This window comes from Streptomyces sp. NPDC059906, from assembly GCF_042730645.1.
GTDB lineage: Bacteria > Actinomycetota > Actinomycetes > Streptomycetales > Streptomycetaceae > Streptomyces > Streptomyces rubrogriseus.
This window is the reverse complement of record NZ_JBHWKU010000028.1, coordinates 85,078-107,533: the sequence shown is the minus strand read 5'-3', so window position 1 is coordinate 107,533 and position 22,456 is coordinate 85,078. Positions and strand designations below refer to the sequence as shown.

Genomic DNA, 22,456 nt, shown 5'->3' with positions numbered 1-22,456 from the left:
CAGGCCCCCGACGACGCCCACGGCGGTCGGGGGCCGTCGGGGATCCGTCAGCGCGGGGGCTCGGTGATCGCCTCCGCCAGGGGCTTCCGGGCCAGGTCCGGGACCTCGCAGTCGGGCGCCGCGTAGCCGACGGGGAAGAGGATGTAGGGGCGTTCGTTGCCGGGGCGTTCGCAGATCCTGGTGAGGAAGGCCATCGGGTTGGGTGTGTGGGTGAGGGTGCTCAGGCCCATCGCGTGCAGGGCGGTGATGAAGAGGCCGCAGGCGATGCCCACGCTCTCGTTCACGTAGTAGTTCTTGCGCAGCGAACCGTCCGGCATCGCGGTGCTCTTCTCGGCGAAGCAGACCACGATCCACGGTACGACGTCGAGGAAGCCCTTGTCGGAGTCCGTTTCGAGGCGGGCGAGTGCGGCGCGCCACTCGGGCGGGATGCGCCCGCCCTCGTAGTTGACCCGTTCCTCCTCCTCGGCGGCGACCCGGATGCGGTGCTTGGTCGCGGCGTCGCCGATCACGGCGAACTTCCACGGCTGGAAGTGGGCGCCGGAGGGTGCGGTGTTGGCGGCGGCGACGGCGAGGTCGACGCACTCGCGCGGGACCGGCTCGTCGCTGAAGAACCGCACGCTGCGCCTGCGGTCGACGAACGACACGAAGTCCCGCCCCCGCCGGATCATTTCGGCCTCGTCGTACCGGTCGGGGCGGTAGGGGACGAACGGGTGCGTGTGCTGCCTCACGGAACGGGTCTCCTCCTGGACGGGAGCCCATAGGGTGGGACGGGGAGTGCCCAATGGGCAACAGAGGCGTCCGCTGGCTGCCGATTTGGCAGCCGAAGCGGGATCGGGCTGCCCTTCGGGTGGCAGATCGGCAGGTACGGTGGCACGACAGGGGCTCGACCAGCTCGACGGCCGGATGCTGCGGCTGCTCCGGGAGCGTCCGCGTGAGGGCCTGCTGGAGATCGCCCGCCGGCTCGGTGTCGCCCGCGGCACCTTGCAGGCCCGGCTCGACCGGCTGACCGGCTCCGGCGTGGTGACCGGTTACGGACCGGACATGGACGTCGCCGCCCTCGGGCACGTGGTCCAGGCGTTCACGACGTTCGAGGTGGACCAGCCGGCCCGCGAGGCCATCGCGGCGCGCCTGCGGGCCGTTCCGCAGATCCTGGAGGCGCACGTCGTGACCGGCCCCGGCGACATCTGGTGCCGGATCGCGGGCACCAGCAACCAGCACGTGCAGCAGGTGATCGACCACGTGCTCGAGGTACCGGGCGTGCGGCGCAGCACGACGGTCATCGCCCTGAGCACCGTCGTCCCGTACCGCGTCCAGCCCTTGGTCGACGAGGTGTCCGGCCTCTCGGAGCCCGCGGACCGGGTGGCCCGTCCTGTCCGGGGGCCGGGCACGGACGAGTAGCCTGGCGCTCGACCAAGTCGGGGTGCCAAGGGCGTTGCGGCGCGGGCCAGTTGGGGAACTGGGCGACCCGTGCGGCCGGAAGACCGTACACCCCGCGATGACACGTCTCCGCGGACGGTGCGGCGCCCGGCCCGGTGCCTCGCGTCCGACGGGGTGTGCGCTGCTGCGGAGGGGACATGGGGCGGGGCGACGACGGGGGCATATCGCGGCGCGGTGCCGGAGGCGTACCGTGGCGCGCTGCCGGAGGCATATCGCGGCGCGGTGCCGGGGCGGTGGCGGAGGGGGGACCCGACGGTACGGGCGGCCTCGGGTCGGGGGTGCAACGGGCGCAGGCGTTCCTGGTGCTCGCCACGCTGCTGTACCGCGCCAGCCATCTGCTGGTCGGGGTCGCCGCCGTCGCCCGGCACCAGGCCGGCCGGCCGGTGTCCTGGGCCGTGCTCGCGGCCGCGCTGGGCTGCAGCGTGCTCGTCCACGGCGCCGCCCGCAGGCGCGGCTGGTTCGATCGGCGGGCGGTCGTCCTGGACGTGCTCGTCACCGGGTGCGCCCTGCCCTTCGCCGCCTACGCCTGGGCGGACACCAGGGACGCGCCGTCCATCGCCTGGGTCATGCTGCTGGGCGGCTCGTCGAGCGCCGTCGCCGCCATCGCCCTGCGGCGCTGGGCCGCGCTCGCCTCGGTGCTGGCCGTCGGCGCCGCGCACCTCGTGGGCTACGGCATGGCCGACGCGCAGGTCGCCGTCACCGTCGGCCATCTCAACGCCGTCGCCTCGTCGGCCGCCATCGCCCTGGTCTTCTGGTGGTACCTGCGCCGCCAGGGCAGGCTGCTGGACGCCGCGACCGCCCAGGCCGTGCGCGCCGAGGCCGAGAGTGCCCGGTACGCGGAACGGATCGCCCACCACCGGGCCCTGCACGACACCGTCCTGGCCACCCTCACCGCCATCGCCCAGGGCGGCGTCGACGCCAACAGCGCGGGCGTGCGCAGCCGTTGCGCCCGCGAGGCCGACTACCTGCGCAGGCTCGTGCAGCAGAACGACGCCGAAGCCGAGGCCGAGGGCGATCCGGCGCCGGGGCGGCTGCCGGCGGGCACCGCTCTGGAGGACGCCGTACGCGACGCCGAGGACCTGGGGCTGCGGGTCACCACCCGGTACCACGCGCTTCCCGCCCTGCCCTCCGACGTGGCCACCGGCTTCGGCGACGCCGTCCGGGAGGCGCTCAACAACGTGCTCCGGCACGCCGGTACGGGCCGCGCGTACCTCACCGCCACCGGCGACGACGGTCATCTGCAGGTGACCGTCGTGGACCGGGGCACCGGTTTCGGTCCCGAGCGGCCGTCCGCCACGTCCGGGCTGGGCCTGCGCCGCTCCGTGCACGCCCGGATGCGGGACATCGGTGGTGCCGCCGAGGTCGACAGTGCCCCGGGCGAGGGCACCTGCGTCACGCTGCGCTGGCCGGGATGATCAGGGTCGCCGTGGTCGACGACGACCGGATGCTCCTGGAGGGCCTGACCTCCTGGCTGTCCGGCCGGGCGGAGCTGCGGCTCGTCGCGGCCGTGGCCACGGTCGACGCGCTGCTCGCCGCCCTCCAGAACCCCGCCCTCCCGAACCCCGCCCTCCCAAACGCCGCGCTCCCGGACGGCGGGCCCCCGAACACCGAGCCCCCGAACACCGCCCTCCCGAACGCCGCGCTCCCGGACGCCGGGCCTCCGAACCCTGGCCTCCCAAACGCCGGGCCTCCGAACCCTGGCCTCCCAAACGCCGGACCCCCGAACCCCGCCCTCCCAAACGCCGCCCTCCCGAACGCCGGACCCCCAAACCCCGCCCTCCCAAACGCCGGGCTCCCGGACGGCGGGCTTCCCAAGGGCCCGGTCGTCGACGTCGTGCTGCTCGATCTCCTCCTCAAGGACGGCTCCGAAGCCGTCGCCAACATCCGTCGGCTGCGGGCCGCCGGCAGCCGGGTACTGATCATCAGTACGGCGACCGACCGCGCAGGGGTCGTCGAGGCCGTCGCCGCGGGCGCCGACGGCTACCTCACCAAGGACAACGACCTGGACACCCTCGTCGAGGCCGTCGTGACGGTGGCCGCCGGGGGCACCGTCCACTCCCCCGAACTCGCCTTCGCCTGGGCGCACCACACCGGCCGCCTCCGGCCCCGGCTCTCCCCCAAGGAGCTGGAGGTCCTGCGCCACTACGCCTCCGGGCTCACCCTGAAGGCCACCGCGCGGCGGGTCGGCATCAGCCCGCACACCGCCAAGCACCACCTCGACCGCGTCAAGGACAAGTACCGGCGGGCGGGACGGCCGGCGTACACGAAGATCGACCTCGCGGTGCGGGTGCGCGAGGACGGTCTCGGGTCCGACGACGACCGACGGTAGCCGTCCCGGGGCCGTCGGAGGCCCGCTCGTCCCCCTCAGGTCATGTCCGCTTCCGGAACGTCCGCGGGCATTGCCCGCCTTTCGCACCGCTTCCTAGGTTGATCCCGCTCGTTGCCCCGTCCTCACGAGTGGGAGAGGAGGTGTCTCATGCTGCGGATCATCGACAAGGTCGAGGAGAAGTACTTCTCCGCCGACGCCACCGTCGCGCCCGGCGGTTGGTGCTGCCACTGTCACTGCACCGTCTCCAAGAAGGTGATGATGTGACGCCGCGGCCGGGCCCGGTCCTCTTCGGTACCGGGCCCGGCCCCCGCACGGCACCTCCGGGGTGCGCCTTCTCGCGCCGCGTCTGCGCGCTCCTGTCGCGCCCTGCCCGCGAACCCGTGCCGCACCCTGCCGCACCCTGCCGCACCTTTCATCGCGCCTCCCCTGCCGCACCTCCCATCGCGCCTCCCCCGAGGAGAACCCGTGACCCTGTCCCCACCCCCCGACTCCGCCGTGCCCGGCGCGTCCGTGACCGACCGCTCCGGCACCCGGCTCGTGCGGAACCCCTATCTCACCGTGGTGCAGTGCACCGACGACGAGGTGCTGCTGCGGCACGGGGCCCGTTCCCGCTACTCGCGCGTGCTGCGTGACGACGGCCGGCACCGGGTGCTCGGTCCGCTGCTGCGCGCCTTCGCCGAGCCCCGGCTGCCCGACGACGTCGTCGGCCGCTTCGCCGACCGCGCCGACAAGGAGCAGCTGGCCGGGCTCGTCGGCCAACTCGCCGACGACGGCGTGCTCGTACCCGAGGACGCGGGCCTGCTCGCGATGCACGACAGCCTGCGTGACGGCAGCCCCGTGCGCGGCCTGGAGCAGACCACGGTGGGTCTCGTCGGCGGCGGCTCCGTCGCGGCGCAGCTGCGCACCCAGCTCACCGAACTCGGCGTCGGCGGGGTGTCCGCGCCGGCGGCCGGCACCGCCGGGCTGGAGGGCGCGGACGGCGACGAGCAGCTCGCCGGCCTGCTGGACGGCACCGACCTGCTCGTCCTGGCCCTCGACGGACTGCGTCCCGCGCTGCTGCACCGGCTCAACCGGGCGGCCGTCGCCGCGGGCCGGTCCTGGCTGCCGGTCTACGCCGACGGCAGCGAACTGATCGTCGGGCCGCTCGTGGTGCCCGGCGAGTCGGCCTGCTACAACGAGCACGAGATCCAGCACGAGTCGTCCCGCGCGCTGCGTCACGAGTACCAGCTGTACAGCGAGGAACTCTCCCGCCGCACCGCCGACGACCTCCCCCCGCTGCTCGCCCCCTACGCGGCGATCGCCGCCTCGTGGGCCGCGATCGGCGCCGTCCGCTACCTCGTGGACGGCGCGAGCTTCCTGGTGGGCCGGGCGCTGCGGATCGACATGGAGCGCCTGGAGGTCACCCAGGAGCACGTGCTGCGGCTCCCGCGCTGCCCGGTCTGCACGGAGCAGCGGCCCTCCTTCCGGCACCCCTTCCTGTAGGAGGCCCCTGCCATGACCCCTCCCGCGTCCTCGCCCAACGGGACCCGGACCACCCGGACCGACTTCCCCGGCCTCGACCACCTGCTCCGCCGCACCCTGGAGCAGACCCTCCTCCCCTCCCCCAACGTCGTCGAACTCGCCCCCGGCAAGGCCTCCGGGTTCGTCAACCGGGTCGCTCCCGCGCAGGACGACGTGGCGGAGCTGTTCCACCTCAACACCCGGCTCTCCCGGCACCGCCCCGACGACCGGCTCTCCGCCGCCGAACGCGAGGGGGTGCGGCGCTGGTTCTTCGCCACCTGCGGCCGGCACCGGGCCGAGGACTTCACCGCCGAGGCCAATCCCGTACGCCGCCCGCACGGCACCCTGCCGGAGCCGCTGGCCGGTCTGTGCGCGCCCTTCGGCGACGACGGCCCGCTCGCGGAACTCCTCTACGGCTGCGACCTGATGGTCGTCGCCGACGGTGCCCTGTGCCGCCAGCAGCCCGGTGAGAGCGCCCTGTGGGTGGAGCGCCGTCTCGACGAGGGCCCCGCGGCGCTCGCCGACGCGATGGCCGACCCGGAGGCCGCCGAGGCGCTGCGCGGTGCCGAGGCCGCGCTCGTGCTGACCGGCGTGCCCTGGCGCACCATGCTCGCCTGGGGGCCCCGCGGCTACCGGCACATGCTCATGGACGCGGGCGTGCTGCTCGACGTGGTGTGCGGGCTGGCCGGACGGTCGGGCTACGCGGCCCACCCGGTACGGGACTTCTACGACGACGAACTCGACACGCTGCTGCACTGCGACGGCCTGGAGCGGTCCGCCCTGGCGGTGGTCGCCCTGCGCCCCACCGACGCCGACGCCGACGCCGACGCCGCGGAGCAGGGGGAGGAGGACCCGGCATGACCACCCACACCACCGACGTCACCGGCGTCACCGGCGTCACCGGCGTCACCGACGAGCAGCTCGCGCACGCGCTCGGGCTGCGGGTCTGCGACCTGCCCGCGCTGCGCGGGCTCGCCGCGAGGGTCGCCGTGGGCGCGGACGCTCCCCCGCTGCGCCCGCGCGACCTGCTGCACCGCCGGCTGCGCGCCGCCGTCTGCGACGACATGATCGACCCGCGCGAACTCCAGGCGGCCCGCCCCCGCCCGGCCGAGCCCGCCCTGCCCGCCGACCTGCCGTCGGTCCCGCTGCCCGAGCCGGAGCCGCTGCCCTCGACGTCCCTGGCGGACGCCATCGAGCAGCGGCACTCGTCCACCGTCTTCGCGCCCGGCCCGCTGCCGTTGACCACCCTCGCCGGGCTGCTGGAGAGCGCGGCGGGCATCCACGACCACCGGCCCGGCTACAACGTGCGGGACTTCCCGGTGCGGCGGGCGCCCTCGGCCGGCGGGCTCAGTCCGGTCGACGTCTATGTCGTCGCCAACGACGTGGGCGGGCTGGACCAGGGCCTGTACTACTACCGTCCGGCGGGGCCGGAGCTGACGGTCGTCGACTCCGGGAACATGCGCGGCAAGGTCGCCGAGGCCGGTATCGCCGCCGACTGGCTGTTCCACGCGCCGGCCGTGCTCGTGCTGACCCTCGACATGGCCCGGGTGGAGTGGAAGTACGGCATCCGCTCCTACCGGTTCGCCCACGTCGACCTCGGCGTCCTGACGCAGAACCTCTACCTGGTGGCGACCGCCCTCGGGCTGGGCTGCACCGCGGTGGCCGCCTTCGACGACGACACCGCGAACGAGTTGCTGCGGCTGGACGGCCGGGACACGTTCGTCTCGCTGATGTTCGCGTGCGGCCCGCCCGCCGGACGGTGACGGCGTGAACCGGCTGCTGCTGGTCGTCGCGGTGGCCCCCGCGTTCGCCCTGCTGCTCGGCGCGGTGATCGCGGCAGCCGTGCGGTTCCGGGTCGGCGGCGCGGGCGGTCGGGCGGCGGTCGAGCGGCTGGCGCCGGTGCTGTACACGGGGACGGTGTGCGCGGCGGCGTTCCTGTCCGCGGTGCTCACCGGCTTCGACCCGGTACGCCTCGGACTGTCCGCGGGGCCGGACCGTACCGGCCCGGAGGGGTGGGCGGTGGTCGCGGCGGCCACGGCCGCCGGTGTGCTGGCCGGGGCCCTGGGCTACTTCGCCGAACTGCTGCTCGCCCACCGGGCGGCGGCCGTCCCGGGCGGCGCGTCCGGGACCGACGGGCACCCGAGAGGGCACCCGAGAGGGCCCACGAAAGGGCACCGGAAAGGGCCCGCGACCGGCACCCGTTCCGTGGGCGCCTGGGCGGGCACCCCCCGTGCCCTGCTCGCCCTGGGGCTGCTCACGGGGGTGGGCGAGGAGGTGCTGTTCCGCGGCTATCTGCTGACCGGGCTGCGCGAGGCGCTGGTGCCGTGGGCCGCGCTGGTGGTCCAGGCGGCGCTGTTCGGCGTCCACCATGCCTCGTTCGGGCTGCGCGCGGTGCCGGCGAAGGCGGTGCACGGGCTGCTGTGGGGCGCGCTGACGCTCGGCTCCGGGTCGCTGCTGCCTGCGGTGGCCGCGCACACCGTCTTCCAGGTCCTGGTGTGCCGCCGCCTGACCCGCGCCGCCCGGCCCACCGACACGAGACAGGTTGGAGGTTCGCCCGATGACCACGAGCACGAGCACGACCACGACCGTGCACAGGGCTCCGCTGCTGTGCGACGGCCGCCGATGGCTCGCTGACGGCTGGGTCCGGGTCGGCGGCGACGGCCGGGTGACGGACTGGGGCGCCGGTACGGACCCGCCGGGCGGCGACGCCGGGCCGGTGCGGTGGCACGGTGCGCTGCTGCCGGGCCTGGTGGACGGCCTCGCCCACGTCACCGGCTACTTCAACCGGGCGGTGGAGGGCGACGCGCTGGCCCCGCACCGGGCGGGCCTCGCCCTGTGCGCGGAGGCCGGTGTCACCGTCGTACTGAGCGCCGCCGGACACACCGAGCCGCCGCTCGCCCTCGCCGCGGATCCCGCGCCGGGCGATCCGGCGCTGCTGTGGAGCGGGCCGGTGCTGGACGGCCCGCCCGCCACCACCACGGCCACCCGGCTGGTGCGGGACGCCCCGTCCGCCCGCCGGGCCCTGGCCGCGGTCGCCGCCGACGGGGCCCGGGTGGTGTGCACCGGGCCGTCGCTGGAGCCCGGGGCGCTCGGGGAGGTGGTGGCGGCGGCGCGGGAGTACGGCCTGCCGGTGCTGCACCAGCCGGGCCGCACCGACGCCCGTGCCGCGGCGAGGGAAGGCGCGGCGCTGGTGCAGGACCTGCCCCGCTGTCTGCTGCCCCCGGCGGCCTCGCCCCGCTCGGCGGCGGCGACCGTACGCGCCTTCGCCGATCCGGGGGTGCGCGCCGCGGCGGACGAGCCGCTGCGGGTGCTGGCGGGGCAGGGCACGGCGCTGGTGCCGCTGCTGCACTCCTGGCGGCGCGCCGCGCTGCTGGAGGAGGCGGTGTCCGAGCCGCGCCTCGAACGGACCCTGCCGATGGCGCCGTTCCACCGGTATCTGCTCGACATGCGCGGCCCGGGGCTGGTGTTCGGCCGCAAGTACGCCCGGGAGCACTTCGGCTACGAGCATCTCAAGGGGGCGGCGCGCCGGGAGTTCGACGACGGCTGGGCGTTCCTGCTGGACGCGCTGGCGCGGGCCCGGGAGCTGGGGGTCGCGCTGGTGGCGGGCAGCGACGCGCTCGGGCTGTCCCTGGTGCCGGGATACGGCCTGTACGACGAGCTGTCGTGGTGGGAGCGGGCGGGGCTGTCCCGGCGTACGGTCCTGGCCGCGGCGACCGGCGGCACGCCGGCCGTGCTGCTGGGCTCCGCCGCCACGCCGTGGGTGAGCGGTGTGCTCGCCCTGACCACCGCGCCGGACGAGCTGCCCGGCCTGGGCGCCCTGCCGGCGGCCGCCCGGACCCTCGTCCCGGCCGTGCCCCTCACCTCCGTACCCGCGCACGCCGTCGGACCTCAGGAGACGCGACCATGACCGTGACCGAGAAGGGGAGGCGGCCGGCTCAGTCGGGTGCCCCCGTGGTGCTGCGGGCCGAGGACCTGCACAAGAGTTACGACGGCACCGTGGTGCTCGCCGGGGTGTCCGTGCGGGTGCACGCGGGGGAGATCGTCGGGCTGGTGGGGCCCAACGGCGCCGGGAAGACCACGTTCCTGGAATGCGTGGAGGGCATCCGGCGGCCCGACCGGGGGTCCGTCGAGATCGCCGGGATGGGCCGGGGCGCCGGTCCCGCCGTCTACCACCTGGCGTTCGGCGCGCAGTTGCAGGAGTCCAGCCTCGCCGAGCGGCTGCGGGTGGCCGAGGCGATGGAGCTGTTCGCCGGTTTCTACGACGACCCGTGGGACGTCGGCGACCTGCTGGAGCAGATCGGGCTGAGCGAGCACCGCCGGATGTTCTACCGCAAGCTGTCCGGCGGGCAGAAGCGCCGGCTGACCCTGGCCCTCGCGCTGCTCGGCCGCCCGCCGGTCCTGCTCCTGGACGAGCCGACCACGGGCCTGGACCCGCACGCCCGGCTGGAGTTGTGGGGGCTCCTTGAGCAGCTCACCGGCAGCCGTACCGCCGTGCTGCTGGCCACCCACGACCTGCACGAGGCGCAGAGCCGCTGCCACCGCGTGTACGTGCTCGACGGGGGCCGGATCGCCGCCGACGGCCCGGTCGCCGAACTGCTCGGCGCGGCCGGGATCAGCACCCGGCTGCGGCTGCCGGACCGGGCGTGGGTGCGGGAGCTGGTGCGCGGGGTGCCCGGCTGGACCACCTCGCGGGTGGTGGCCGGGACCCTCTACGCCTACGGCGAGGCCGGGTTCGCCGAGAAGGCGGTGGCGGCGCTGCGCGCCCACGCGGTGGCGGGCGACGATCCGCGGCCGGTGCTGGCCGCCGCGGCCACCGGCCCGACCGACCTAGAGGACCTCTATCTGACGAGAACGGGAACCCCCTATGAACCCCGCCACGAACCCCGCCACGAACCCCGCCCCGAACCCCGCCCCGAGTCCCGCCCCGCGCATGACTGAACCGCCCGCACCGATCTCCCCGCCCGCCCGCCGCTCCCCGCGCGGTCTGGTCCGGCTGTGCCGCGTGGAGCTGCTGCTGTTCCTGCGGGAGCCGGCCGCCGTGTTCTTCGTGCTGGTCTTCCCGCTGGCGATGCTGCTGTTCCTGGGCGTCGCCTACGGCACCGAGCCCACCGGCAGCGGGGACGACGGGGTGCGCTTCATCGACGAGTACGTGCCGCACATCGTGGTCACCATCGCCGTCAACCTGGGGGTGCTCGGGGTGGCCATCAACATCTCCGAGTGCCGGACCAGCGGGGTGCTGCGCCGCTACCGGCTGGCGCCGGTGCCGATGTGGTGGTTCTGGTTCTCGCAGGTCGCCGTGGGGCTGCTGATGTTCGCGCTGGCGGTGGCCGCGCTGCTCGCGGTGGTCGCGGTGGCGTACGGCGTGGTGCTGGCGGCGCCCGCGCAGTTCGCGCTGGCGGTGCTGACCGGGCTGGTGTTCACCTTCGCCGCCGGGGTGCTGCTGGGCAGCCTCGACCTGCCGACCCGCAGCGTGCAGATCACCGGCACGGGGCTGTTCTTCGTGATGTTCCTCGGTTCCGGGGCGGCGGTCCCGCGCGACTCGTTCCCCGACTGGCTGCGGACCCTCACCGCGTTCAACCCGATGACGCCGGTCATCGACGCGTCCGTCGACTCCTACCTGGGCCGCTCCATGGTCTCCGAACTGCCCGAGCTGGCCGCGGTGCTGGCCGCCTCCGTGGTCCTCGTCCTGATCGCCCGTTCCAAGTCCACCTGGGAAGGAAACCGATGAGCACGCTGCACAGCGAGTGGCTCAACCACCGGGACCGGCTGCTGAAGCCGGTGCTGAACGACACCGAGTTCGGGGCCATCAGGGAGGTGCTCGACTACTACCACCCGCTCGGTCCGCTGCGCTCCTTCACCACCTACTTCCGTTCCGGGCTCGGCAAGCCCATGTACGTGGCGCACGGGCAGTACTTCGACCTCGACCACGCGATGGGCCGGCTGCTGGGCCTGCCGGGGCTCAACACCGGGTTCGGCGGCCAGGTGTACGGCGGCGGAAAGGGCCACGACCTGTTCGGCACCACCGCGTCGTCGGTGGGCGAGGCGGTGGAGCGGGTGCTGGGCTCGCTCGCCTACCTCACCCACATGGAGCGGATCGTGCACGGCTCGTACCGCACCCTGACGGCTCAGGGTGTCCCCTGTCTGCACCCGGAACTCTTCCCGGTGTTCGCGCCCGAGCAGCTGGCCGAGGACCCGCTGTACGAGCCGTGGACGGAGGACACCGAGCTGGGGTGGATCGCCGGGCGCCGGCTGCTGTCCGGGGAGGAGGTCCACCTCCCCGCGCAACTGGTCATGCTCTTCTACCTGCACGGCCCCGACGAGCCGCTCGTGGGCCTGGCCCCCAGCGGCGGCCTGGCCAGCCACATCAGCCGCCGCGACGCCCTGTGGCACGGCGTGCTGGAGCTGTTCGAACGCGATGCGGTCAATCTGCGCTGGTACGGCGGCGTGCCGCTGGACCGGGTCGTCGTCGACCGGCCGGTCCGCGACCCGGTCCTGCGCCGGCTGCTGGAGACGACCGGGGTGCAGCCCGGCGAGATCACCTTCCACCACCACAACCTCGATCTGTTCGACTACCCGGTGATCACGGCGATCGAGCGGGACGGCTGGCTGCGCCGCTACGGCTACTTCGCGGGCGGCGGGGTGTCCGACGACACCGAGGAGGCGATGCTGTCGGCGCTCACGGAGTACGCGCAGGCCGAGCGCAGTCTGCGCATCTCGCTGGCCACGCCGGACTGGGAGTTCACCGAGGCGTTCGGCCGGCAGTTCGCCATCGACAAGGACGCGGAGGCCGCCGACTTCTCCAACTACATCCAGGTCATCCCGTACTACGGCTTCGAGGAGAACCGGGAGAAGGTGTCCTGGTTCTACGACGGCGGCGAGGAGATCCCGCTGTCGGAGCTGCCGCGGCGTCCGGCCGGGGCCGGGCCCGAGCAGCGCTGGGACCGGCTGACGGCGCTGCTCACGGAGCGCGGCTGGGACCCGGTCGTCTTCGACTTCTCGCTGCCGCAGTTCCGGCACACCAGCCTGATGAAGGTGGTGATGCCGGAACTGAGCCCGCCCTACCCGCCCCAGGCCCCGGGGCTGGGCAACCCCCGTTACGGCACGGTCCCCCACGAGTCGGGGCGCCGGGAGCGGCCGCTGGAGTTCGCCGACCTGAACGTGCGGCCGCTGCCCTATCCGTGACCGACCGCGTCCGGCTCCGGTGCCGCCGGGGCCGTCGCGGCGGCGCCCGCCGCCGCCGGGCTCCCGCCGCGGGCGGCCCGCTGGCCGATCAGCACCCCGAGCTGGAACCGGGACACGGCGCCCAGCCGGGCGGACACCGCGGCGACGTGCCGGCGCACGGTGCGCGGGGTCACGCCGAGCCGGAGGGCGACGGACTCGTCGGTGAGGCCCTGGAGCAGTCCGTCGATCACGGCGGCCTCGGTGCCGGACTCGGCGGCGGCGACGGGTGCGTAGCGGTGGGCGCGCGGCCACCAGCTGTCGGCGAACCGGACGGCGGTGCGGGCCGCGGCGTCGGTGTGGCGGTCGGTCACCAGCCAGCCGGTGGTGTCGGTCAGCCCCACCGCGAGCGCCAGCACGTCCCGGTCGGCGATCGCGACGCGGACCGGCAGCAGCGCGGCGGTCCGGATCTCGGCGACCGTCCCGAGCGCCCCGCGGGCGGCGTGCGCCACCCCGGAGTCGACGATCGCCCGGTGGCGCACCCCGGAGCGCGGGCCGCCGGGGCCCCGGTCGCACCTCACCTCGGGCCGCACTTCCAGCAGTTCGAGGCGGGCCGAGCCGGCGACGGTGGCGAAGACGCCGTCGATCTGCTCGGCCGTGGCGGTCCGCGGCGCGCCCCGCCCGACGGCGGGTGCGGCCCCGTCGAGCGCCTCCGTCAGCCCGGACAACCGGGCCACGGCAGAACGGAGCTGCCCGTAGAGCTCGTCCATGGAATTGCTCCCCCTCGCACGGTCCGGCAGGAACGACGGGACGGGGGCGTCTTGGTCGGAACGCCGCCGCGCACGCATGGGAACGGGCATTCCCGTACGTTCCTGATTTCTCGGGTACGGGTGGCACCGGTACGAGTGACACCCACTTGTGTGCAGATCATGTGAATGATCACGGAGGGAGTGATGAGGCGTCAAGGAACGGGCGGCAGGCCCGCATCCCCTGTTCGGGCGGGTTGACACGGAGCCGGCCCGAGCAACGGACGGGTCGTCGCGGACCTCGACGGCACCGTCGCCGAGGCCCCGTCAGCGGGCGCGGTACGCCACCGGGACGCCCGGCGGCCGAGCGGGGTTCAGCCCTGCCAGATCTCCCCGATGCGTCCCGCGTGGGCCGCGCCCTGGCGCCGGCCCTCCCGCGCCGCCCCGGGGATGCGGGAGGCGTCCAGGGCGTTGCGGCCGAAGGCGCGGCGGGCCGCCCGGTCGGGGGTCAGCAGGGCGACCCGGGCCCCGCGCGAGGCGAGGGTCTCGGCCTGGGTCCGCGCGCTCGGGCTCGCTCCCGCGCCCTTGGGGATCGGGGCCAGTACGACGACGCGCGCGCAGTCGTCGACCAGGTCGGCGTTGGTCGTGGAGCGGACGCCGCCGTCCATCCAGCGGCCCGCGCCGATGCCGATCGGCGGGAAGAGGGGCGGCAGTGCGCAGGTCGCCGACATGGCGTGCAGCAGGTCGACCCCGCTGTCGGCGTCGAAGGCGGTCGGTTCACCGGTGAGCGCGTCGACGGCGAACATCCGGACGGTCCTGTCCGGCCAGTCCCGGACGGGCAGCTGGGCGCCGATGGCGTCGAAGACGGCGGTCTGCGACACGTCGCGCACGGAGAGCGCCAGCCGGCCGAGGCGCCTGACCACCGTCTCCGGGTCGCGCGAGCCCAGCGCGGCCCACAGGTACCTGACCGTCATGCCGAGGGTGAAGTCCACGTCCATCATGGCGCGTGCGCCGTCGAGCTGCTCCTTGTAGAGGTCGGCCGGGGCCGAGCCCCCGGCCAGGTCGAGCGCCAGCAGCGAACCCGCCGAGGTGCCCGCGAGGACGTCGGCTTCCGCGAGGTCCACCCCCGCGTCGGCCAGCCCCGCCAGGACGCCGATCTGCCATCCGTACGCGGTCAGACCGCCCCCGCCCAGCACCAGCGCCGTGTCCGCCACGTCCTTCACCCCTCCCATAACGGGGACCACTCCCCGTTTCGCTGCCGAGCGCGACGCTAGCAGGTAAACGGGGAGTGGTCCACGTTTGGGGTCGCCCGTGCCTCACTCAGCTGCGGGCCAGTACGGTCCCCACCACCTGGCGCAGCATCGACTCCGGGTCGGGGGCGGGGCCCGGGGAGCGCCAGGCCACGAAGCCGTCGGGGCGGACCAGGACCGCGCCGCCGCGGGTCACCCCGTGGGCGCGCGCCCAGTCGGTCTCCTCGTCGTCCGGGACCAGGTCGGCCCCGGGCGTTCCGCCCACCCGGTACGACTCCAGCGGGACCCGCATCCCGGCGGCCACCCCGGCGGCCGCCTCGTGCCAGCCGGTGGGCTGGGCGGCGTCGCTGAGCAGGACGAGGGAGCCCTCGTAGAGGTCCAGGGTGGACAACCGGTCCTGGCCCCGGCGCACCCAGAGGTGGGGAGCCCGGCTGCCGGGCGCTCCGGTGAGGTCGAGGCCCTCCGGGACCACCGGGGTCGCCGGGTCGGCGCCGACCACCGCGCCCCGCGGGTAGCGGTAGCCGAGGGCGACGTTGAGGATCCCGCGCTGCGGGCCGCCGCCACCGGGGCCGCCACCCGCACCACGAGGACTGCCGGGTCCGCCAGGACCACCGGGGCCGCCAGGGCCGCCAGGACCGCCGGTGCCAAGGCCCGCACCGCCAGGACCACCGCGGCCGCCGGTACCGCCAGCACCACCGGGGCCACCAGGACCACCGGTGCCAAGGCCCGCACCGCCAGGACCACCGCGGCCGCCGGTACCGCCAGCACCACCGGGGCCGCCAGGACCACCGGTGCCAAGGCCCGCACCGCCGGGAGCCCCCGCGCCCGGACCGCCACCCCCCACGACCGGCGGCGGTGCGAAGCCCGGGTGGCTGTGCTCGACCGAGCGATGGGCGGCGCGGGCGCTGGTGGCCTCCGCGACCGGGCGCCGTTCCGTGTCGTACGTGTCCAGCAGTGCCTCGCCCGCCCAGCCCTCGAGGACCGCGGCCAGCTTCCAGGCGAGGTTGTGGGCGTCCTGGATGCCGGTGTTGGAGCCGAAGGCGCCGGTGGGGGACATCTCGTGGGCCGAGTCGCCGGCCAGCAGGACGCGGCCGGAGCGGTAGCTGCGGGCGACGCGCTGGGCGGCGTGCCAGGGGGCCTTGCCGGTGATCTCGACGTCGAGGCCGGGATCGCCGATCGCGCGGCGGATGTGGGCGGCGCAGCGCTCGTCGGTGAAGTCCTCGACGGTTTCGCCCTGTTCGGGGTGCCAGGGGGCGTGGAAGACCCAGTTCTCGCGGTTGTCGACGGGCAGCAGGGCTCCGTCGGCGTTCTCGTCCGTCAGGTAGCAGACGATGAACCGGCGGTCGCCCACGACGTCGGCGAGACGGCGCGAGCGGAAGGTGATGCTGACGTTGTGGAAGAGGTCGCCGGGTCCGCTCTGGCCGATGCCGAGCTGTTCGCGGACGGGGCTGCGGGGGCCGTCGGCGGCGACCAGGTAGTCCGCGCGGATGGTGGTGTGCTCGCCGGTCTCCCGGCTCTTCACGATCGCCGTGACGCCCTCGGTGTCGGCCTCGAAGGAGAGCAGTTCGGTGCCGAAGCGCAGGTCGCCGCCGAGGTTCACGGCGTGCGTGAGGAGTTCGGGCTCCAGGTCGTTCTGGCTGCACAGGCACCAGGAGCTGGGGCTGAAGCGGGCCAGTCCGCCGCCCGGGTCGATCTGCTTGAACAGCCACTCCCCCGCGTCGCCCGCCAGGGTCGGCGCCTGGAGGATGCCGTGGTTGTCGGCCAGCGTGGCGGCGGCCCTGCGGATGTCCGGCTCGGTGCCGGCCACCCGGAAGATCTCCATCGTGCGGACGTTGTTGCCGCGCCCGCGGGGGTGGATGGAGGTGCCGGCGTGCCGCTCCACCAGGGTGTGCCGGACGCCCAGCCGGCCCAGGAACACCGAGGTCGACAGGCCCACCAGGGACCCGCCGACGACCAGGACCGGAACGCGGTGGGTCCGGTCGCCCCCGGGGGCGGCGCCGCCGGACCGGTCGGCTCTTTCGTTCATGATTCGTCCTCCGTTGTACGACAGGGGTGGTGCGTCGGGAGTGGGGCGGGAGTGCGTCGGACGCGCGTTCAGGTGCGCGTCGGGGATGCGTCAGGGGTGCGAGAGGGGTCCGACCGAGGTGCGCCGGGGCCTTCATGCATGCCCCGTACGGCCCGTCGGGGCCCGCGACGGCGCAGGCTTCACCCGCTTAACCCTCCTGGTTCGCGGACCCCGCGGGCACGGCCCACGATCGTGCTTACGCGACCGTCGCACCCCGCCGGCCTGGCGGGCGCCGCCGACGATCGCCCCAGTCCACGAGGAAGACCGGAGAAGAGGTGGGCCGGATGACGGTCTCTCCCGTCGTAGCGACGGATGCCCCGACCACGGACGCGACGCAGGCCACAGCAAGGTCGGCGACGTCGGCGACGTCGCCCGCCGTGGCGACGGACGCCGGCGGCGTGTCGATATCCGCGTTCGACGGCTCCCGCGTGCGGGTCGTCCTGATGCTGGACGTCCACGACGGAATGCAGCAGGAGTTCCTGGACGCCTACGAGCGCATCCGCGACCGGGTCGCCGCCGTCCCCGGACACGTCAGCGACCAGCTGTGCCAGTCCCTGGAGAACCCGACCCAGTGGCTCCTCACCAGTGAGTGGGAGAGCGCCGCGCCCTTCCTGGCCTGGGTCAACAGCGACGAGCACCTGGACACCGTCGAGCCGCTGGCGACCTGCGTCCGTGACACCCATTCGCTGCGCTACAGCGTCCTGCGGGAGACCGACGGCGGGCGCCCGGCACCCGGTGAGCCGCGCTCCGCGCCCCGGATCGGGGACAACGTCGTACGGCACGCCCTCACCTTCACCGTACGGCCCGGCACCGAGGCCGAGACCGCCCGGCTGCTGTCCGGGTACGTGTCGCCCGACGCCCACGTGGACGGCTCCACGCGGCTGCTGCGCACCTCGCTCTTCATGTCCGGCAACCGGATCGTGCGGGCCGTGGAGGTGCGCGGCGACCTGCAGACCGCGTTGCGCCACGTCGCCCGGCAGCCCGGGGTGCGGGCCGTCGAGGAGGCGCTGAACCCGTATCTGGAGCAGGACCGGGACCTCGGCGACCCGGGGTCCGCCCGGCGGTTCTTCACCCGGGCCGCCATGCCGGCCGTCCACCACGCGACGTACCCCGACCGGGCGGGCGCCCGCCGGGAACGGCTCGCGCTGCTCTACCCGGTGCGCGACGGCGCCGGTCCGGAACTGGCCCGGCTGCTGGCCCGTCAGGACGCGTCCGCCGCCCGGAACCCGGACGGCCCGGTGCTGGCGGCCACCGTCTTCCACCGCGACGACCTCGTCGTACGGCTCGTCGACGTGGACGGCGACCCCGAGGACGCGCCCGCCGAGGTCCTCGGCCTGCACGGCCGGGGTGCCGCGGATGCCGAGCGGCTGCTGGACGCCGCCGCGGTCGGCGTCGACGGGTCGCCGGCCGAGGCCGCGACGCTGTCCCGGCTGCTGCGCCGGGTCCGTATGACGCCCCTGACCGACCGGCGTTCGGCCGGTTCCTGAAGCACGCCCCCCGACCGCGCGGCCGGCCGGGCCCGACGGCGTGCCCGCCGGACCGCGCGACCTTCCGCGCCGCCCCCTGCTCCCCCGCTCCCGCTCTCTCCCCGCTTCCCCCGCTTCCCCCGCTTCTCCCGCTTCTCCTTCTTCTCCCCCCTCCTTCCTCCCGTCACCCCGGAGTGAACGACATGACAGACCAGCAGGTACGCATCGTCTCCCTCGGCGACATCGCCCCGAACCGCCGCCGCGGCGGAGACCTCCGCGCCCTCCTCACGCCCACCACCGCCGGGTCGACCAGCGGCTTCATGGGCGTGGCCATCGTGGAGCCCGGCGACCGCATCGCCGAGCACTACCACCCGTACTCCGAGGAGTTCGTGTACGTCACGGAGGGCGCCCTCGAGGTGGACCTGGACGGGGTGCCGCACTCGCTCGGCACCGGGCAGGGGCTGCTGATCCCGCAGGACATGCGCCACCGCTTCCGCAACGCGGGGGACGTCGAGGCGCGGCTCGTGTTCCACCTGGGGCCGCTGGCCCCGCGTCCGGAGCTGGGCCACGTCGACACGGAGGACGCCGAGGGCAACGCGCTCCCCTGCGACGGGGCGCACGCGGGCCAGACGGGCCAGACGGGCCAGACGGGCCACGCCGGGCACGAGCGGTCCGCCCCCGCGGCCGAGGTGGTGTCATGACCCGGCGCCGGGTCGCCGTCACGGGCATAGGCGTCGTCGCCCCGGGCGGGATCGGCGTGCCCCGGTTCTGGGGGCTGCTGTCCGAAGGCCGTACGGCGACGCGCCGCATCTCCCTGTTCGACCCGGCCGGGCTGCGCTCGCAGATCGCCGCCGAGTGCGACTTCGAGCCGTCCGACCACGGGCTCGGTCTCGCCACCGCCCAGCGCTGCGACAGGTACGTGCAGTTCGCGCTGGTGGCCGCCTCGGAGGCGGTCCGGGACGCGAACCTCGACATGAACCGCGAGGACCCCTGGCGGACCGGTGCCACGCTCGGCACGGCGGTCGGCGGCACCACCCGGCTGGAGCACGACTACGTCCTGGTGAGCGAGCGCGGCTCGCGCTGGGACGTCGACGACCGGCGCTCCGAACCGCACCTGGAGCGCGCGTTCACCCCGGCCACCCTCTCCTCCGCGGTCGCCGAGGAGTTCGGGGTGCGCGGGCCGGTGCAGACCGTCTCCACCGGGTGCACGTCCGGCCTGGACGCCGTCGGGTACGCCTACCACGCGGTCGCCGAGGGACGCGTCGACGTGTGCCTGGCGGGCGCGGCGGACTCGCCGATATCGCCGATCACCATGGCCTGCTTCGACGCCATCAAGGCGACCTCGCCGAACAACGACGACCCCGCGCACGCCTCCCGGCCCTTCGACGCGGACCGCAACGGCTTCGTGATGGGCGAGGGCGCGGCGGTGCTGGTCCTGGAGGACCTGGAGCACGCCCGGGCCCGGGGCGCGGACGTGTACTGCGAGATCTCCGGCTACGCCACCTTCGGCAACGCCTACCACATGACCGGGCTCACCAAGGAGGGCCTGGAGATGGCGCGGGCCATCGACACGGCGCTGGACATGGCGCACCTCGACGGCTCGGCGATCGACTACGTCAACGCGCACGGCTCCGGCACCCAGCAGAACGACCGGCACGAGACCGCGGCCGTCAAGCGCTCGCTGGGCGAGCACGCCTACGCGACGCCGATGAGCTCCATCAAGTCCATGGTGGGCCACTCGCTCGGCGCGATCGGCTCCATCGAACTGGCCGCGTGCGTCCTGGCGATGGCCCACCAGGTGGTGCCGCCCACGGCCAACTACACGACCCCCGACCCCGAGTGCGACCTGGACTACGTGCCGCGCGAGGCACGGGAGCGGACGCTGCGGCACGTGCTGTCGGTGGGCAGCGGCTTCGGCGGCTTCCAATCCGCGGTCGTACTGAGCGGCAGTGAAGGAGGGCTGCGATGAGCGGACCACAACGGACCGGCACCGGCGGTGGAAGCCGGCGAGCGGTCGTCACCGGACTCGGCGTGGTGTCGCCGCACGGCACCGGCGTCGAGGCGCACTGGAAGGCGGTCGCCGACGGCACCAGCAGTCTCGGTCCCGTCACCCGGGAGGGCTGCGCGCACCTGCCGCTGCGGGTCGCGGGCGAGGTGCACGGCTTCGACGCGGCCGAGACGGTCGAGGACCGCTTCCTCGTCCAGACCGACCGGTTCACGCACTTCGCGCTGTCCGCGACCCAGCACGCGCTGACCGACGCCCGGTTCGGCCGGGCCGACGTCGACTCGCCGTACTCGGTCGGCGTGGTCACCGCGGCGGGTTCGGGCGGCGGCGAGTTCGGGCAGCGGGAGCTGCAGAACCTGTGGGGGCACGGCTCGCGCCACGTCGGCCCGTACCAGTCGATCGCCTGGTTCTACGCGGCCAGCACCGGCCAGGTCTCCATACGCAACGACTTCAAGGGCCCCTGCGGGGTCGTGGCCGCCGACGAGGCGGGCGGCCTGGACGCCCTGGCGCACGCGGCGCTGGCCGTGCGGGGCGGCACCGACACGGTGGTCTGCGGCGCGACGGAGGCGCCGCTGGCCCCGTACTCGATCGTCTGCCAGCTGGGCTACCCCGAGCTGAGCCGGGCCGCCGAACCCGACCGCGCCTACCGCCCGTTCACCGAGGCGGCCTGCGGTTTCGCACCGGCCGAGGGCGGTGCCGTACTCGTCGTGGAGGAGGAGACGGCGGCCCGGGAGCGCGGGGCGGACGTGCGGGCGACGGTGGCCGGGCACGCGGCGACCTTCACCGGGCCCGGCCGCTGGGCCGAGTCCCGGGAGGGGCTGGCCCGCGCGATCCAGGGCGCCCTGGCCGAGGCGGGCTGCCGGCCCGAGGAGGTCGACGTGGTCTTCGCGGACGCCCTCGGGGTCCCGGAGGCCGACCGGGCCGAGGCGCTGGCGCTGGCCGACACGCTGGGCCCGCACGCCGCACGGGTGCCGGTCACCGCGCCCAAGACCGGTACCGGGCGGGCGTACTGCGCGGCGCCGGTGCTCGACGTGGCGACGGCGGTGCTCGCGATGGAGCACGGGCTGATCCCGCCGACCCCGCACGTGCTGGACGTGTGCCACGACCTGGACCTGGTGACCGGCCGGGCCCGCCCCGCCGAGCCGCGCACGGCCCTGGTCCTGGCGCGCGGCCTGATGGGGTCCAACTCGGCGCTCGTCCTGCGCCGGGGCGCGGTACCGCCCGAGGGCCGCTGACGGCCGAACGACGACCGACGGCCACGGGCGAGGCCCGTGGCCGGCCAACCCGAGTCAAGGAGGACACCCATGACCGACCAGCAGCTGGACTACCAGGTGACCGTCGAGGAGCTGTCGGCGCTGATGAAGCGCACCGCCGGCGTGCACGTCGACCCGGTCACCCTCCGGCAGCAGGCCGACGACGGTTTTGACACCTTCGGCCTGGACTCCCTCGGCCTGCTGGGCATCGTGGCCGAGCTGGAGAAGCGGTACGGCCTGGGCCTGCCCGAGCAGGCCGAGCGCTGCAAGACGCCCGCGGATTTCCTCGCGCTGGTCAACGGCGCCCTCAAGACGGGAGTGTGACATGGCAGGGCACACCGACAACGAGATCACCATCGCCGCCCCGATGGAGCTGGTCTGGAACATGACCAACGACATCGAGAAGTGGCCCGGGCTGTTCAGCGAGTACGCCTCCGTGGAGGTACTCGGGCGCGACGACGACAAGGTCACCTTCCGGCTCACCATGCACCCGGACGCCGACGGCAAGGTGTGGAGCTGGGTCTCCGAGCGGGTCGCGGACCCGGTCACCCGCACGGTCCGCGCCCAGCGGGTCGAGACCGGGCCCTTCCAGTACATGAACATCGTCTGGGAGTACGCGGAGACCGCCGAGGGCACCGTGATGCGCTGGACGCAGGACTTCGCGATGAAGCCGGACGCGCCCGTGGACGACGCCTGGATGACGGACAACATCAACCGCAACTCGCGTACGCAGATGGCGCTGATCCGGGACCGGATCGAGCAGGCGGCGGGCGAGCGGCGGACCGCGTCGGTGCTCGCCGACTGACACGTACGGACATCGGCGAAGGGCAGCACCCTCATGCACCACACACTGATCGTCGCCCGGATGGCACCCGGCGCGGCACCGGACATCGCGAAGGTGTTCGCGGAGTCCGACAGCGGCGAGCTGCCGCACCTGGTGGGCGTCAACCGGCGCAGCCTGTTCGAGTTCGGTGACGGCGTGTACCTGCACCTCATCGAGAGCGACGAGGACCCGGCCCCCACCATCGGCAGGCTGACCGGGCACCCGGAGTTCCGCCAGGTCAGCGAGCGGCTCGAACCGTACGTCTCGGCGTACGACCCGGCGACGTGGCGCGGTCCGAAGGACGCGATGGCGCGCTGCTTCTACCGCTGGGAGCGGACCACTGCCGGCTGACGGCACTCCGTCCCCGCATGCGTCGGGGTCGCCCGGATTACCACCCGGCGACCCCGACGCCGGCGTTGGGGGC

General features: G+C 74.6%; 22 protein-coding genes. 18 read left to right on the top strand and 4 right to left on the bottom strand.

Annotated features, from left to right (window positions below; translation table 11 throughout):
• Positions 1-47 precede the first annotated feature (47 nt).
• Complete coding sequence (locus ACFV9J_RS31865) at positions 48-728, bottom strand: nitroreductase family protein (protein ID WP_115744201.1); 681 nt, start codon at positions 726-728, stop codon at positions 48-50.
• 139 nt (positions 729-867) lie between these two features.
• Here ACFV9J_RS31865 and ACFV9J_RS31860 point away from each other — a divergent pair, with 139 nt between their 5' ends.
• The 11 genes from ACFV9J_RS31860 to ACFV9J_RS31810 all read left to right on the top strand — a co-directional run bounded on the left by ACFV9J_RS31860 (position 868) and on the right by ACFV9J_RS31810 (position 12,448).
• Positions 868-1,398 carry an Lrp/AsnC family transcriptional regulator gene (locus tag ACFV9J_RS31860; protein WP_385359959.1) on the top strand — a complete coding sequence of 177 codons (531 nt, stop codon included), beginning with the start codon at positions 868-870 and terminating at the stop codon, positions 1,396-1,398.
• A 272-nt stretch (positions 1,399-1,670) separates the two neighbouring features.
• Entirely contained in the window at positions 1,671-2,852 is a 1,182-nt protein-coding gene (locus ACFV9J_RS31855) for a sensor histidine kinase (protein ID WP_385359957.1), read from the top strand.
• The gene (locus tag ACFV9J_RS31850; protein ID WP_385359955.1) at positions 2,849-3,766 is read left to right on the top strand and encodes a response regulator; all 918 of its coding nucleotides are present in this window, start codon (positions 2,849-2,851) and stop codon (positions 3,764-3,766) included. Before ACFV9J_RS31855 ends, ACFV9J_RS31850 begins: the two co-directional genes overlap by 4 nt.
• Before the next feature lie 465 nt (positions 3,767-4,231).
• On the top strand, positions 4,232-5,248 hold the full coding sequence (locus ACFV9J_RS31845) for a TOMM precursor leader peptide-binding protein (RefSeq protein WP_385359952.1): 1,017 nt from the start codon (positions 4,232-4,234) through the stop codon (positions 5,246-5,248).
• 12 nt (positions 5,249-5,260) lie between these two features.
• Positions 5,261-6,127 (top strand): hypothetical protein, encoded by an 867-nt coding sequence (locus ACFV9J_RS31840; RefSeq protein ID WP_385359950.1) that lies wholly within the window; start codon positions 5,261-5,263, stop codon positions 6,125-6,127.
• A complete protein-coding gene (locus ACFV9J_RS31835) occupies positions 6,124-7,029 on the top strand; it encodes a SagB/ThcOx family dehydrogenase (RefSeq protein WP_385359948.1) in 906 nt (301 codons plus the stop codon). The genes ACFV9J_RS31840 and ACFV9J_RS31835 overlap by 4 nt, the downstream gene beginning before the upstream one ends.
• A 4-nt stretch (positions 7,030-7,033) precedes the next feature.
• Positions 7,034-7,900: a CPBP family intramembrane glutamic endopeptidase gene (locus ACFV9J_RS31830; protein WP_385359945.1), complete on the top strand. Its 867-nt coding sequence runs from the start codon at positions 7,034-7,036 to the stop codon at positions 7,898-7,900.
• Entirely contained in the window at positions 7,824-9,173 is a 1,350-nt protein-coding gene (locus ACFV9J_RS31825) for a hypothetical protein (RefSeq protein WP_385359943.1), read from the top strand. The genes ACFV9J_RS31830 and ACFV9J_RS31825 overlap by 77 nt, the downstream gene beginning before the upstream one ends.
• Positions 9,170-10,204 carry an ABC transporter ATP-binding protein gene (locus tag ACFV9J_RS31820; RefSeq protein WP_385359941.1) on the top strand — a complete coding sequence of 345 codons (1,035 nt, stop codon included), beginning with the start codon at positions 9,170-9,172 and terminating at the stop codon, positions 10,202-10,204. Before ACFV9J_RS31825 ends, ACFV9J_RS31820 begins: the two co-directional genes overlap by 4 nt.
• Complete coding sequence (locus tag ACFV9J_RS31815; RefSeq protein ID WP_385359939.1) at positions 10,197-10,994, top strand: ABC transporter permease; 798 nt, start codon at positions 10,197-10,199, stop codon at positions 10,992-10,994. The genes ACFV9J_RS31820 and ACFV9J_RS31815 overlap by 8 nt, the downstream gene beginning before the upstream one ends.
• Complete coding sequence (locus tag ACFV9J_RS31810) at positions 10,991-12,448, top strand: YcaO-like family protein (protein ID WP_385359937.1); 1,458 nt, start codon at positions 10,991-10,993, stop codon at positions 12,446-12,448. Before ACFV9J_RS31815 ends, ACFV9J_RS31810 begins: the two co-directional genes overlap by 4 nt.
• On the opposite strand, the gene ACFV9J_RS31805 is transcribed toward ACFV9J_RS31810, so the two are convergent.
• From ACFV9J_RS31805 to ACFV9J_RS31795, 3 genes are all read right to left on the bottom strand, one after another.
• A complete protein-coding gene (locus tag ACFV9J_RS31805; protein WP_385359934.1) occupies positions 12,439-13,194 on the bottom strand; it encodes a LuxR C-terminal-related transcriptional regulator in 756 nt (251 codons plus the stop codon). The genes ACFV9J_RS31810 and ACFV9J_RS31805 overlap by 10 nt on opposite strands.
• A 350-nt stretch (positions 13,195-13,544) precedes the next feature.
• Positions 13,545-14,402, bottom strand: a complete 858-nt coding sequence (locus ACFV9J_RS31800; protein ID WP_385359932.1) for a patatin-like phospholipase family protein — start codon at positions 14,400-14,402, stop codon at positions 13,545-13,547.
• A gap of 88 nt (positions 14,403-14,490) precedes the next feature.
• Positions 14,491-16,446, bottom strand: coding sequence for an FAD-dependent oxidoreductase (locus tag ACFV9J_RS31795; RefSeq protein WP_385359930.1), 1,956 nt, complete (start codon positions 16,444-16,446; stop codon positions 14,491-14,493).
• A gap of 323 nt (positions 16,447-16,769) precedes the next feature.
• Here ACFV9J_RS31795 and ACFV9J_RS31790 point away from each other — a divergent pair, with 323 nt between their 5' ends.
• From ACFV9J_RS31790 to ACFV9J_RS31760, 7 genes are all read left to right on the top strand, one after another.
• Positions 16,770-17,972, top strand: a complete 1,203-nt coding sequence (locus ACFV9J_RS31790; protein WP_385359928.1) for a SchA/CurD-like domain-containing protein — start codon at positions 16,770-16,772, stop codon at positions 17,970-17,972.
• A gap of 182 nt (positions 17,973-18,154) precedes the next feature.
• Positions 18,155-18,652: a cupin domain-containing protein gene (locus ACFV9J_RS31785; RefSeq protein ID WP_385359926.1), complete on the top strand. Its 498-nt coding sequence runs from the start codon at positions 18,155-18,157 to the stop codon at positions 18,650-18,652.
• Complete coding sequence (locus ACFV9J_RS31780) at positions 18,649-19,920, top strand: beta-ketoacyl-[acyl-carrier-protein] synthase family protein (RefSeq protein WP_385359924.1); 1,272 nt, start codon at positions 18,649-18,651, stop codon at positions 19,918-19,920. The genes ACFV9J_RS31785 and ACFV9J_RS31780 overlap by 4 nt, the downstream gene beginning before the upstream one ends.
• The gene (locus tag ACFV9J_RS31775) at positions 19,917-21,191 is read left to right on the top strand and encodes a ketosynthase chain-length factor (protein ID WP_385359921.1); all 1,275 of its coding nucleotides are present in this window, start codon (positions 19,917-19,919) and stop codon (positions 21,189-21,191) included. The genes ACFV9J_RS31780 and ACFV9J_RS31775 overlap by 4 nt, the downstream gene beginning before the upstream one ends.
• A gap of 69 nt (positions 21,192-21,260) precedes the next feature.
• Positions 21,261-21,533, top strand: a complete 273-nt coding sequence (locus ACFV9J_RS31770) for an acyl carrier protein (RefSeq protein WP_011030170.1) — start codon at positions 21,261-21,263, stop codon at positions 21,531-21,533.
• A gap of 1 nt (position 21,534) precedes the next feature.
• Positions 21,535-22,014, top strand: coding sequence for an SRPBCC family protein (locus ACFV9J_RS31765; RefSeq protein WP_003973657.1), 480 nt, complete (start codon positions 21,535-21,537; stop codon positions 22,012-22,014).
• Between the two features lie 33 nt (positions 22,015-22,047).
• Positions 22,048-22,383, top strand: coding sequence for a TcmI family type II polyketide cyclase (locus tag ACFV9J_RS31760; protein WP_385359918.1), 336 nt, complete (start codon positions 22,048-22,050; stop codon positions 22,381-22,383).
• The last annotated feature ends 73 nt before the right edge of the window (positions 22,384-22,456 follow it).

What these genes read in the sequence shown, in the direction of transcription:
- ACFV9J_RS31850 (WP_385359955.1), top strand. Translation starts at nt 2,849, where the DNA reads ATGATCAGGGTCGCCGTGGTCGACGACGACCGGATGCTCCTGGAGGGC.
- ACFV9J_RS31840 (WP_385359950.1), top strand. Translation starts at nt 5,261, where the DNA reads ATGACCCCTCCCGCGTCCTCGCCCAACGGGACCCGGACCACCCGGACC.
- ACFV9J_RS31835 (WP_385359948.1), top strand. Translation starts at nt 6,124, where the DNA reads ATGACCACCCACACCACCGACGTCACCGGCGTCACCGGCGTCACCGGC.
- ACFV9J_RS31825 (WP_385359943.1), top strand. Translation starts at nt 7,824, where the DNA reads ATGACCACGAGCACGAGCACGACCACGACCGTGCACAGGGCTCCGCTG.
- ACFV9J_RS31820 (WP_385359941.1), top strand. Translation starts at nt 9,170, where the DNA reads ATGACCGTGACCGAGAAGGGGAGGCGGCCGGCTCAGTCGGGTGCCCCC.
- ACFV9J_RS31815 (WP_385359939.1), top strand. Translation starts at nt 10,197, where the DNA reads ATGACTGAACCGCCCGCACCGATCTCCCCGCCCGCCCGCCGCTCCCCG.
- ACFV9J_RS31810 (WP_385359937.1), top strand. Translation starts at nt 10,991, where the DNA reads ATGAGCACGCTGCACAGCGAGTGGCTCAACCACCGGGACCGGCTGCTG.
- ACFV9J_RS31805 (WP_385359934.1), bottom strand. Translation starts at nt 13,194, where the DNA reads ATGGACGAGCTCTACGGGCAGCTCCGTTCTGCCGTGGCCCGGTTGTCC.
- ACFV9J_RS31800 (WP_385359932.1), bottom strand. Translation starts at nt 14,402, where the DNA reads ATGGGAGGGGTGAAGGACGTGGCGGACACGGCGCTGGTGCTGGGCGGG.
- ACFV9J_RS31795 (WP_385359930.1), bottom strand. Translation starts at nt 16,446, where the DNA reads ATGAACGAAAGAGCCGACCGGTCCGGCGGCGCCGCCCCCGGGGGCGAC.
- ACFV9J_RS31790 (WP_385359928.1), top strand. Translation starts at nt 16,770, where the DNA reads ATGACGGTCTCTCCCGTCGTAGCGACGGATGCCCCGACCACGGACGCG.
- ACFV9J_RS31785 (WP_385359926.1), top strand. Translation starts at nt 18,155, where the DNA reads ATGACAGACCAGCAGGTACGCATCGTCTCCCTCGGCGACATCGCCCCG.
- ACFV9J_RS31780 (WP_385359924.1), top strand. Translation starts at nt 18,649, where the DNA reads ATGACCCGGCGCCGGGTCGCCGTCACGGGCATAGGCGTCGTCGCCCCG.
- ACFV9J_RS31775 (WP_385359921.1), top strand. Translation starts at nt 19,917, where the DNA reads ATGAGCGGACCACAACGGACCGGCACCGGCGGTGGAAGCCGGCGAGCG.
- ACFV9J_RS31770 (WP_011030170.1), top strand. Translation starts at nt 21,261, where the DNA reads ATGACCGACCAGCAGCTGGACTACCAGGTGACCGTCGAGGAGCTGTCG.
- ACFV9J_RS31765 (WP_003973657.1), top strand. Translation starts at nt 21,535, where the DNA reads ATGGCAGGGCACACCGACAACGAGATCACCATCGCCGCCCCGATGGAG.
- ACFV9J_RS31760 (WP_385359918.1), top strand. Translation starts at nt 22,048, where the DNA reads ATGCACCACACACTGATCGTCGCCCGGATGGCACCCGGCGCGGCACCG.